Below are 11,543 nucleotides of genomic sequence, written 5' to 3'. Positions count from 1 at the left end.
TTTGAAACTGGCGATGGGATGCGACTGAGTAAAGACCCATGTAAACGGCTGTACACCGGCTTTCATTTTTGTTTTTGCCCAGCGCTCAGCGGTTTGCTGATTCAAATCTTTACTGATCCAGTTGTCGCCACTGGCCAGTTTACCGTCCGCAGGACCTTTTTCAGGGAAACCGTCGGCAGTTTCGCCCGAGCTTTGTGGTTCATACTGCACTGCACCACACTCTTTATTTAGATTTTTACCGTCAGCGTGACACAGCAAGTTACGTGATGGTGGGTTTTCGATATAACCATGTGCCAATGCACTACCACTGATTGACATCACGACCATTGCTAACATGATTTTATTCAATTTCATTTATTGCTTTCCCATTTTATAAATGTGTTCCATTGATCCATTTCATCGGAACGTTATTGGCGTTATTTCTAATGATGCTTTTTGCAGAATAATTATTTTCCTGATAGTGACTGATTAAAAAATAATATTCTCGACGAGGCAAAAATTAGATGAATACGATTGGATTTGGAATCTATTTGTCCTTATAGATATTAAAGTGTGGTGAAAAATAATAAATTCCAATGTTTTTAGATGGTTATCAGTATTTATCGGTTAGTTATGCAGCGTTGGTGTGAAATTTTAAGGTCATCATCGCGGCCTTAATTATTTGGAATTAATTGCTTCCAAAAAATGGAGAGTACTTTTCCCATCAAATAAGGATGTCTGAGTATTTTATATTGAACAGTTGCTTTAAAATCATTCGCTCTTTATCACGAATGAGTTAAATACTGTTATCAGCTATGCGAAATATAATTTGGTTCTTACCTTTGGTTTTGCTAACAGGTTGCCAGCAGCCTATTAGTAAAATAAGTCAGCCTTCAGCCCATCAGCAAATAAAACAATTGTCAGCATTAGTTGCTGGAGCGCAATATTTACAGAAGAATTGTCAGCGGTCGGCTGTTCCGGATGAAGCGGTATTGATAAAAACAGCGCTGAATTTGGCTGTTTCACGTCATTGGGATACTGGCGCGCCTGCTTATAAATTGCTGGGTGAGCAGAGCCAAGAACGTTATCAAGCACTCGTCAGAGAAAACAATGCGGAAAAGTCGTTATGTACAGAACTCGATTTAGTGATGGTTGATTTTGTCGATGAGGCACAACGTACGCAAAAGTCAGTATCCTCCCTAAATCCTTGAAGCCTCAGGGATAAGTAAACTTCTCACTCCCCCTATGAGCCTCTTCCTTGAGGCTCACCTCAATATTAACGGTAATACTGTAGGAATAGCAGCCAACCACTGAGCGCGAGAAATGGCCCGAAGGGAAGGTGTGTGTTCAATGACCTGCCTTTCAACATACGGGCAGCCAGTGAGAAAGCGATTCCCATCAATGATGCCATGAGCAGTAATGAGGGCAGCGCCATCCATCCTAGCCAAGCCCCCAAAGCGGCTAACAGTTTAAAATCGCCATAACCGAGCGCTTCACGTTTGGTGAGCCACCAGAAGGCCCAGTAAAGGCACCATAAAATCAAGTATCCGCTGACTGCACCGATGACGGCATCCCTGAGTGGCAATGTATTGTCAACTGAATGGAAAAGTAACCCAGCCCAGAGTAGCGGGAAGGTTAAGTTATCCGGTAATAGCAGATGGTCGATGTCAATCATCGTCAGGGCGATTAACATCCAACTGAGAAGCCATGCTGCTAGCAAGGGATAGCCCAGAGGAATGAGCGCTGCAATCAGTACCGTTACGCCCATGGTGATCATTTCGATTAGCGGGTAACGCACCGGTATCGCGCTGCGGCAATGGCGGCATTTTCCCTGTAACAACAACCAACTGAACAGCGGAATGTTATCCCGCCATTTCAGCGGGGCTTGGCATTGAGGGCAATGGGAATGCGGTAGGCAAAGATTGAAATGGTGGCGATTTTCCTCGTTTAGCATCAACGGCAAACGATAAATGACGACGTTGAGAAAACTGCCAACGCACAAGCCAAATAGAGCCAAACCGCCCCACCAAAGTGGGCCGATAGTTTGAACCATAGCAAGTGTCGCCATTAAAGTGTCGCCCCTTTGACTCGTTGCAGCACCAATGTGGCGATGTGAACCTGATCTGGATGCTCATCATCAACGGATAATTTCAAGTGGCTGGCTTGCAGGCCATAGTGTTTTTCCAGCAGATCTAGCCAGATCAATAACTGAGGGAAGGGGAGTGTCATCGGGGCTAAAGTTGCCTGATTGGCATTGGCATCCAGCAAAACGGGGGTTATTTTTTGCTGACGCGCACTCTCGTGTACCGCCCTGTCAGCCGATAGCTGGAATTGCGGCGGAGGCGTTATTTGGAGGCGGCCAATTCTATCTTGTTGCTGCCATAATGCGGTGAAATTCTGTTCGGCGTGGCGCAACTTCTGTTCGCTTTGGCGCTGATAGCCAGTGAGCGAAGCCAAAACACCCTGTTGCAGGAGAAACCCCAGTAAGACCACACCCGCCAAACCTATCATCCCTTTCTCACGTTGGCTCGTCTTTAGCCAGTGTTGCTTAAGCTTGGTCATCATTGTGGGCACCTTTGATCGTTAACTGTGTGTTTTGCTGATCCATGGGATGAGTCGTTACTTGGATTGGCAGTGGTGATTGGTGTGGCAAGCGCGCCTGAAGCTCCTGCTCGGGGAGATTGAATGTCAACACTAGCGCATCTTCACGCCATTCCATGGCTTGGGCTTTCACGTCTTTTAACGACTGTAGGACGGGCATTGCCGCCCTCAACTGTGCCAGCAGACCTGAGGGTATGGCGTCTTTTTCCCGTTGATCGATCTGCTGCGCAATCCCTGAAACCCACTGTTTGGGGATGGCGGCATTGGGAAAGTTTTGTCGGTATAGCTGATGCGTTTTTTGTTGTAATTGCTCAGCTTGCTGTTGTGCTCGGTAGCCAGTGAGCGCCGGTTGGATAGCAAAGGTCAGTAGGTAGATTGCGGCTAAAGCACCCAGCAGTTTATTGCCTCTCGGTTTGGTCGAACGGGGGGGCGCGAAGTCGCCATGCAGTAGATTGATTGAGCTTTCCTGTGTGCCTTGGGCCAAAAGCGGCCAGATGGGCTGCTCGTTTTTTTGCATCCAGGTTGATTCGCTTGCAGGACGTGGGCTGTAGCTCAAAATCATCGGCTGTGAGGGATAACGGCTTAGAATAAACCCCAGCTCTTCTTCATTCGCACTAAAACCCTGTGTGGCCGATTGACGCATCAGCCACACATCATTAAAACACGCTGCGGCCCAACCGGCGTTAGGTGAGGGTAATGCCAACACATCAGGCAATGCCCTCGTCGCGGTGAGCCCTGCCTGCGTTAATCCATCCAACCACTGCTGTAGCTGGTTTTTATCGATGGCAGCGATGGAGAACCGCGCCCCCTGCTGTTGGATAACGGTAAGATGCAGTTGCTCAACATCACCGGGACAGATTGACTCAAGTTGCCAAGCCAACGGCTGGGGCTGCTGGCGGCGATATTTGCCATTGAAGGTAACGGTGGTGAGTAACACATTTTTAGCGGGGAGTAATAGGGTTATCTGGCTTGTTTTCGCCAATGGTAAAAGAGAAGGCAATGCGGCTTCATCGGCCAATTCACCTGCTTGCACAGTGCCTTGATGAGGTTGGTAATACCAGTGGATCGGTTGCCCTTCTACGCTAGGAGGGCAGATAAATAACGCATTCGGCTGACTTTTATTTTTCGTTAATCGTATCGATTTCATTTCAATCACTAAGACCGTATTGACGGGAGATGACGTGGAAAACGTGTCCATCACGTTGAAGTTGGCTGCGGATCCTATTGTTGCGTTGCTCTTCGTCCAACCAGAGCGACAGTTCAAAGTGGTCGCTGGTCAATGTGATAGCGGTTTGTGCTTGGGTAAATGCAGTGCTGCTGTCCAGCGTAAAACGTTTGAGATCATTGACGGATTGCCAGCCATTGGCCGGACGGGCGGCAATCAGTTGTTGTGCCGTTTCAACGGACATTTCCCCGAGAAAAAGCGCTGCGAGGAGCGGTGCTTGTGCAGGCGATAATGTATTGACGTTAATGCGTAGATTTTGAGTGGGTAGCGTGCAAATCATAGGCTTCAATCGCAGATACAGGGCTTGATCGACGCCCGCTAAGACTCGGAACTCGCTAATATTGAGCATCGGGCGGTTGGCTGGCATCAGCTTGGGTTGGTGGTCTCGATATTGTGCGGATTCACGGCCACCCTGACGGGCGAGATCATCTTTATCAATCCAGTCTACTAACGCCAAAGTCATGTTTTTCGCTTGAGTGGCATCCAATCCTAACGTCAGCAAGAGAGAGTGAAAAACCTGCTGGGAATAGACCTTATCGGACGTCTCTTTCTCCCCTTCAGTTCCCCGATTTTGGCCTATTCCATTGAGATTAAAGCAGGCTTGTCTATCGCGAAGACTAAAATTAACTGGGTTGCCATCCAGCACCATTTGCTGGTCTGCCCGTGCCCAAGACTGGCCTAAATGTATTTTATCGACGGGCAAAGATGATAGTTGCTGGCGCTTAACCAGTGATTCCGCGCTAAGCAGCAACCATTTAGTCTGTAACTGAAACTGCGTGCTGGTGGCTCGATTAACTGCACGTAACCCATAGTCATTCATATTGACGGCTATCATGGTCATCAAGGCCGTGATCATTAAGACGACCAACAGAGCCATGCCTTGCTGGTTATGATTTCTCATGATTCACCGTCAGGAAGTAAACACGTTGCAAGGGGCCAAAGTCATCTGTCTCTAAGGTCATTTCAACGCCCTCAGGTAAGGTCTGGCCTTGATTCCAGTTATCATGCCAGCGGCCTTGGGACCAAAAACGCAACTGGAAGGCGCTAATATTGCTCAGTGTGACGACTAATTTTGGCGCAGTTTGCTGATTGCTATCGGGTTGATAGTGGCTTAGGCGTTCTAGTTTTCCCTGTTGAAAGCGCCAAGTCACTCTCTCCAGACTGGAGCGCGGGAGAAAAGCAGCAGGGTTGCGCCAATTATCATGGATGAGCGTCAAACTGTTGGATTCCCCCGTTGTGAAATAATTGAAATCACGGCTTGCCGGTAAAGACAAAGCCGTGACGGGCCGACTCCTGGCTTGGGAAATATCATTTTCCATCAGGGTAAACGCGCGCTGAATATCGGCCAGTCTCGTCGCATGTTGTTGGGTCAGTTCGCTGTTACGCAACACCCCTTGCAACAATTGGTAGCCCACTAAGCAAACGAGGGAAAACAAGGCGATGGCTAACATCATTTCTAACAGCGTGAACCCCTGCTGTTTAGCGGAACTCACGGCTTCACCTGATAACTGCGCAGCTCAGATATTGCCACGGTAAAGCGATCGTCTTCAGCCACCTCAATTTCCAGCGCCCGCAATTGCATATTCGATGTGGATACTCCGCGCCAGCGCCAATACCAAGTGGTATCGGCCATGATGCTCTCACCTTCATGCCACCGTTCTTCTGGCCAAACATTTTGCAGCCGTAACCTGACTAATTGGTTCTCAGCGACCCAAGCAGCAAACTGCTTTTTTTCGAGATGACTTAAATTCCTGACTTGTTCGCCAGTGCTTTTGATAACAGCCATGCCGGCTAACGCCAGCACGACTAAGGCAACTAACACTTCTAATAGTGTCATTCCACGGCAATTCATCTCGCTGCCGTCCCCGTTAAGTCATTAGGCGATGGAATTGATGAATGAGCTTTTTCAGCATCCGGTGGTATACCTTGCTCGGTAATGACGCGGGTATGCCCCTGTTTGTCACGCAAAGTGAGCTCGAATTGTGAACGCTCCCCACCCGGAAAAAAGATAATCTTGGGTTCATCAATGAGAGGGCTATCTTGCAATGTATTCAGTGGGACCGGTTGATCCTGTAGGGTCAATTCGAGGGTCAACGCGGCCGATAACTGACGTTGTTGCTTGAGCTTCCCGCTTTTGATGGGATGCCAGTAATGGTGAGGCCATAAATAGCTTTCGCCTTTGTCATGGGGCTGGCGATTGAGCGTCATCAATTGCCAATGATGAGGGGAAATAGAAAGCCCGTAGATTTTGCCATCTTGCTCCGCTTGCTGAGCAGCCCATTGCATGGCTACGGCTAACTGATTGCTCTGATCTGTTATCTCGCGGGATGAAGACGGCAACGTTTTCAATACCAGCGTTGCGATCCCACCGAGCAAGACCAAAACCAGCATAATTTCCATGAGTGTGAAACCGCGAGGGCTTTTACTGACGGTCATCGGGGGCATTATGGCTGCTCTCCGCCATTGGCACCGATATCCCAATTATTGATGTCATCGTCAGTCTGCGCTACGCCATCGGGTCCGACAGAAAAGATGTCAATGACGCCGTGCTCACCAGGACTGATCAACTGATAGGGATGTCCCCATGGATCGGCGGGCAGACGGCGAATATAACCTTCGACGCGATAGTTTTTGGGGATCGGTGCTGCCGTTGGTTTGATAATGAGCGCTTTCAGCCCCTGCTCAGTATTGGGGTAACGGCTATTGTCTAATTTGTACATATCCAATGCGTTCTCTAACGTCACCACGTCGCTGACGGCTTTTTGGTTGTCTGCTCGGTCTTTATTCCCCATTAGGCTAGGGATGGTGAGGCTGGCGAGTACGCCAAGAATGACAATGACTACCATGATTTCCAGCAAGGTAAAACCACCTTGGGCAGTATTGCGCGCTAACTTAGCTGGCTGATTTTTCATGAATAAGTCTTCCTTGAGTCGATAATTAAGGGTTATCCCATCATGCTGTTGAGCTGCAAGATGGGCTGTAAAATAGCGAGAATAATGAACAACACGACTGTCGCCATGCTGACGACGAGTAATGGCTCAAACAGCGCTAATGCGATGGTGATACGGTTGACGAAGGCGTTTTCCTGAATGTCGGCGGCACGTTCTAGCATGCTGTCTAGCTCGCCACTGTTTTCGCCCGAAGAGATCATATGGCGCATCATGGGGGACAAGAGACCGGTGGATTCCAAAGCCAATGCCAGACGGCTGCCTTCGCGCACTTTGTCACTGGCCTCGATTAATTGTTGGCGTGCGTAGTGATTGACCAAAACCGAGGCACTGATGTGCATGGCTTCTAAAAGAGGGACAGCACTGGCGTTGAGGATGCTTAGGGTTCGGGCATAACGGGCGAGATTGAGATCCAGCACGACGCGGCCTATCGAGGGCAAACCCAGCATTTTTTTATGCCACCAAAGCTGATTTTTGGCGGATTTTAACCATTGCCGCATACCCACTGCTGATGTCAGGCAAGCCAATACAGCCCAAAGACCAAATTCTCGTAAGGCATCACTGAAGGTGATAAGCAGACGAGTGGATAAAGGGAGGGCTTGTTGCATATGAACGAATTGCTCGACCACTTTTGGCACGACCGCAGTGAGCAGGATCGCCACCACGGCCACCGCCACAACGGTCAATACCAGTGGGTAGATGAGCGCTTGCTGCATTTTGCTTTTGAGCTTCTGGCTCTGTTCGGCATTATCCGCCAGCCGCAGTAGGACTTTATCCAAGTGACCAGAGGCTTCACCCGCAGCGATCATCGTGCGAAATAACGGACTGAAGGTTTTGGGGAAACTGGCTAGCGCATCGGCGAGGGATTGCCCTTCCAATATTTTGTTGCGCACCTGTTGCAGCAGTGCGCGATGGCGGGGCTTTTCGCTCTGCTGCGCCAGCGCCTGTAAGGCTTCTTCTAATGGCAATGCCGCCGCGACCAGCGTTGATAGCTGGCGGGTCAACAAGACCTGTTCGCTGCCACGAATATTATCCTGAGTCCGCCCCAGTGAAAGTGAAAACGCGCGAGGGGAATCCGTTGCTGGCGCAATGCTGATCAGCGTTAGTTGCTGTTCGAGCAGTTGTGCCCGTGCAGCACGGGAAGATTCTGCGCTGAGTTTGCCTCGGCATTTCTTTCCGTTCGCGGTGAGGGCCACATAGCGGAATTGCATCATGACTCATTGGCCTTTGTCACGCGCAGCACTTCTTCCAAGCTGGTCACACCGGACAACACTTTTTCGATGCCGTCGTGGCGAATGGTCTGGGTTTGCTCACGTAGCATTTTTTCTAATTCAACTTCGCTGCGCCCTTGTGAAATGGCTTCACGCAAGGCATCGCTTATTATCATCAGTTCGTGGATACCGGTACGGCCTCGATAGCCAGTGAAATTACAATGTTCGCAGCCCACGGGATGGTAGAGAGAGACCGTTTTGCCATCTGATGACGACAACCCAACATGTTGAAGAGACTCGGCACTGACTTGCGCCTCTTTCTTACAGTGCAGGCAAAGCGTCCGTACCAGACGTTGTGCCAGAACACCGATAAGGGAACTGCTCAGCAAGAATGGCTCCACCCCCATATCCTGCAAACGGCCAATGGCACCGCAGGCACTGTTGGTATGCAGGGTCGACAGGACCAAATGGCCAGTAAGAGAAGCCTGTACGGCGATTTGTGCGGTTTCGGTATCGCGAATTTCACCAATCATGACCACATCAGGGTCTTGGCGCAGAATAGCCCGTAAACCACGGGCGAAAGTCATGTCAACTTTCGGGTTGACCTGAGTCTGACCAATATTATCCAAGTCATATTCGATAGGGTCTTCTACCGTCATGATATTGAGCGATTGGCTGTTGATCTGCTGGAGTGCGGCATAGAGCGTCGTACTTTTGCCTGACCCTGTTGGACCGGTCACCAAGATAATGCCGTGGGGCTGCTTCAGAATTTGGCTAAATAGCGTTTGCTTCTCTTCTGTCATGCCCGAGTGCGACAGATCGAGTCGCATATTGTTTTTATCCAGCAAACGCATAACAACACGTTCACCGTGGTTGGAAGGTAGGGTAGAAACACGGATATCAATGGCTCTGCCGGCAATACGCAGAGCAATACGGCCATCTTGAGGTAAGCGTTTTTCGGCAATATCCAGCTTAGCCATCACCTTAATGCGAGAAACCAGCAATGCTGCTAATTGACGCGGCGGTGTCAAAATTTGACGTAATTCACCATCAACGCGAAAACGAATGGCTAATTGGCGTTCAAAAGGTTCGACATGAATATCGGATGCGCCTTCTTTAATCGCCTCACTTAACATGGCGTTAATCAGGCGAATAATCGGCGCGCCATCATCACTGTCCAGCAGATCGTCACTTTGTGGCAGGGCATCCACTAATTGGCATAAATCAATTTCATTGCCCAAGCTTTCCATCATTTGACGCGCTTGATCGGAATCCTGCTGATAATGTTCCACCATGCAGGATTCAAACACGTCATCACTGACAAATTGCAACTGACACAAAGGCAGAATGCGCCTGGCTTCCAGTAATGCTTCTGGGCTAGCAGCTTGCCGAAACAAGAGCTGTTCGCCATAAAGGGAATGTTGCTGGTACAACACGCCATGCTGTTGTACCCAAGCAAAGGGCAAGGGGGATGAAGGTAATGATTGCTGGCTCATCATGCCCCCTTGGCGTAAAACGCACTGACATCTTGGCGCAAATCTTTTAACGATTGGCCATCAGACAAGGCTTTATTCAGATTTTCTTTGATGCGCTGCCCATCAGCATGACTACGTTCTACATTCTGTTCTTGCTGGAATTTATCGCGTTTTCGATCACTTACATCGATATAGCTATCTTGTTCACGGATAATTGTCGGGCGAATAAATAGCATTAAGTTACGTTTTACTGTCTGTTGTGTGGTTGAGCGAAATAGAGCGCCGATACCGGGAATATCACCTAATAGCGGGACTTTACTGGTGACATCATGGCTAGTGCTATCCAATAAGCCACCGACGACCACGATATTATTACTGCCAACCATCACCGCATTTTTCACGGTGCGGGTATTGAAGGTTGCGCCCAAGTCACCGGTTCCGTTCGGGGCTTTTGCCGCCACGCTGGAAACTTCCTGTTCTATTTCGAGCAGGACGGAGTCGCCTTTATTGATCTGCGGTTTGACTTTGAGCTTAATGCCGACACTTTTACGATCAACCGTTCTGAAAATGTTATCCCCAGTGGTGGTTTGAGAACCGCTCAAAATAGGGACTTCTTGGCCGACACTGAATTCAGCCTCCATATTGTCCAACGTGACAATACTGGGTGTTGCCAAAATATCGTTTTGATTATTGGTACGAAGTGCAGTAAACAGGCCACTCCAGTTACCGCGATAAAAACCAGTGGCCAAACCGGTGACGTTTTTCAGCGCGGAGGAAAGATCATTGCTGGCTGATGTGCCCATATCGGGGAAATGAGTCCCGCCATTTTGTTTGTTAAACCACTGCACCCCGAGATTCAGATTGTTATCATCTTGAACCTCCACAATGATGGCTTCGACCAAAACTTGCGCGCGGCGAATATCCAACTGAGCGATCACTTGTTCAAGATCGCGTAGCAGGTCGGGGGTTGCATTGATGATTAAGGCATTGGTCTGCGCATCCGCTTTAATCACCACGTTTTTCATCATGGCAGCAGTGGAACCCGCTGGGTTCTTACCTTCTTGCTGATTGCTACTGACGCCGGTGAGTATGTCTAACAGGCTCTCTGCTTTCGCGAATTTCAGGTAGATAACTTTGGTGTTACCGTGAATATCGCCTTGCGTATCCAGCTCTAGTACGGTGCCAATCATCCGCTTGCGGACTTGCTCCTCACCACCAATCAATACCGAATTCGTTCGCTCATCTGCGACAATGCTGGCGGACATTCTTCCGCCGGTATTCTTGCCATTGTTTTTATGTAGCGCTTGCGCAATACGGGCGACTTCGGTCGCTGATGCGAACTGTAACTTAATGGTCTCAACCGTATGGTCGCCAGCACTGTCGACATTTTTAATGATTGCAACTAATTGATTGATAACGGCAGCACGGCCTGTCAGCAATAAAACATTGGAAGGATCATAGTGAACGACAGTACCGAAAGCGGCATCGTTTAACTGACGGAGTAGTGGAGCCAGTTCTTTAGCCGCAACGTTATGCAGCGACACCACGCGCATGACAACTTCGTCGCCTTCACTTGGATTTTCGCCGTCGATAAGTGGAATAGCAGAGCCTTTGGCATTTTTGGCGGGAATAATTTTAATGATGTCACCTGGCATATTGACCACGGTAAAACCATAAACCTCCAAGACGCTCAGGAAAAAAGGATAGTAGCGTTCAGGTTCCAAGGTTTGGTAACTGCGGACGCTAATCGTCCCTTTCACTGCGGGATCGATGATGGCCGTTTTATTCAAATTCTTACTGACCGTATTGATAAATTCAGTAATATCCGTGTTTTTAAAATTGGCTGAGTATGTTTCTGCATTCGCCTGTGGGATAAATACCGTATAAAGCAAAAATAGCATTAAGATGCCAAAGAATGAGAAGCTCGAGCCGACAATGTTTTTTTTCTGCTCAGGACTTGAAGTTAAATTGTGATTAAATGTCATTTTTTCATCTTTAATCTATGTGTGGGTACCATCATCCGTCCCAACAGAAATAATATTGCCGCTCGCGTGAACAGGTATTGTTCAGCATCGACTTAACAAATTAAGCAGCCTTTATGTAC

13 protein-coding genes are annotated in these 11,543 nt (G+C 48.8%); 1 reads left to right on the top strand and 12 read right to left on the bottom strand.

The features are described from left to right. A partial coding sequence (locus tag BN68_RS12325; RefSeq protein WP_196796394.1) for a lytic polysaccharide monooxygenase occupies window positions 1-354 on the bottom strand: 354 nt, incomplete at its 3' end. A gap of 440 nt (window positions 355-794) precedes the next feature. Here BN68_RS12325 and gspS point away from each other — a divergent pair. Continuing rightward, on the top strand, window positions 795-1,190 hold the full coding sequence (gspS, locus tag BN68_RS12320) for a type II secretion system pilot lipoprotein GspS (protein ID WP_019211466.1): 396 nt from the start codon (window positions 795-797) through the stop codon (window positions 1,188-1,190). A gap of 65 nt (window positions 1,191-1,255) precedes the next feature. On the opposite strand, the gene BN68_RS12315 is transcribed toward gspS, so the two are convergent. From BN68_RS12315 to gspD, 11 genes are read right to left on the bottom strand one after another with little or no spacing between them, the layout of a single operon-like run. Next, entirely contained in the window at window positions 1,256-2,047 is a 792-nt protein-coding gene (locus BN68_RS12315) for a prepilin peptidase (protein WP_019211465.1), read from the bottom strand. Next, entirely contained in the window at window positions 2,047-2,544 is a 498-nt protein-coding gene (gene gspM, locus BN68_RS12310) for a type II secretion system protein GspM (protein ID WP_019211464.1), read from the bottom strand. The genes BN68_RS12315 and gspM overlap by 1 nt, the downstream gene beginning before the upstream one ends. After that, window positions 2,528-3,727: a type II secretion system protein GspL gene (gene gspL / locus BN68_RS12305; protein WP_019211463.1), complete on the bottom strand. Its 1,200-nt coding sequence runs from the start codon at window positions 3,725-3,727 to the stop codon at window positions 2,528-2,530. The genes gspM and gspL overlap by 17 nt, the downstream gene beginning before the upstream one ends. A 1-nt stretch (window position 3,728) precedes the next feature. Next, window positions 3,729-4,706 carry a type II secretion system minor pseudopilin GspK gene (gspK, locus tag BN68_RS12300; protein WP_019211462.1) on the bottom strand — a complete coding sequence of 326 codons (978 nt, stop codon included), beginning with the start codon at window positions 4,704-4,706 and terminating at the stop codon, window positions 3,729-3,731. Continuing rightward, window positions 4,693-5,298 (bottom strand): type II secretion system minor pseudopilin GspJ, encoded by a 606-nt coding sequence (gene gspJ, locus BN68_RS12295; RefSeq protein ID WP_019211461.1) that lies wholly within the window; start codon window positions 5,296-5,298, stop codon window positions 4,693-4,695. The genes gspK and gspJ overlap by 14 nt, the downstream gene beginning before the upstream one ends. Then, a complete protein-coding gene (gspI, locus tag BN68_RS12290; RefSeq protein WP_019211460.1) occupies window positions 5,295-5,657 on the bottom strand; it encodes a type II secretion system minor pseudopilin GspI in 363 nt (120 codons plus the stop codon). The genes gspJ and gspI overlap by 4 nt, the downstream gene beginning before the upstream one ends. Then, on the bottom strand, window positions 5,654-6,250 hold the full coding sequence (gene gspH / locus BN68_RS12285) for a type II secretion system minor pseudopilin GspH (protein ID WP_019211459.1): 597 nt from the start codon (window positions 6,248-6,250) through the stop codon (window positions 5,654-5,656). Before gspH ends, gspI begins: the two co-directional genes overlap by 4 nt. Continuing rightward, complete coding sequence (gene gspG, locus BN68_RS12280; RefSeq protein WP_019211458.1) at window positions 6,250-6,717, bottom strand: type II secretion system major pseudopilin GspG; 468 nt, start codon at window positions 6,715-6,717, stop codon at window positions 6,250-6,252. The genes gspH and gspG overlap by 1 nt, the downstream gene beginning before the upstream one ends. Before the next feature lie 32 nt (window positions 6,718-6,749). Next, window positions 6,750-7,967 (bottom strand): type II secretion system inner membrane protein GspF, encoded by a 1,218-nt coding sequence (gene gspF, locus BN68_RS12275; protein WP_042806663.1) that lies wholly within the window; start codon window positions 7,965-7,967, stop codon window positions 6,750-6,752. Then, on the bottom strand, window positions 7,964-9,460 hold the full coding sequence (gene gspE / locus BN68_RS12270; RefSeq protein WP_019211456.1) for a type II secretion system ATPase GspE: 1,497 nt from the start codon (window positions 9,458-9,460) through the stop codon (window positions 7,964-7,966). The genes gspF and gspE overlap by 4 nt, the downstream gene beginning before the upstream one ends. Next, entirely contained in the window at window positions 9,460-11,340 is a 1,881-nt protein-coding gene (gspD, locus tag BN68_RS12265; protein WP_186375646.1) for a type II secretion system secretin GspD, read from the bottom strand. Before gspD ends, gspE begins: the two co-directional genes overlap by 1 nt. Between the last annotated feature and the right edge of the window lie 203 nt (window positions 11,341-11,543).

The organism is Yersinia massiliensis CCUG 53443, from assembly GCF_000312485.1.
Taxonomy (GTDB): domain Bacteria; phylum Pseudomonadota; class Gammaproteobacteria; order Enterobacterales; family Enterobacteriaceae; genus Yersinia; species Yersinia massiliensis.
Note: the sequence above shows the minus strand (reverse complement) of the source record. Positions and strands in the feature narration are given on the sequence as shown.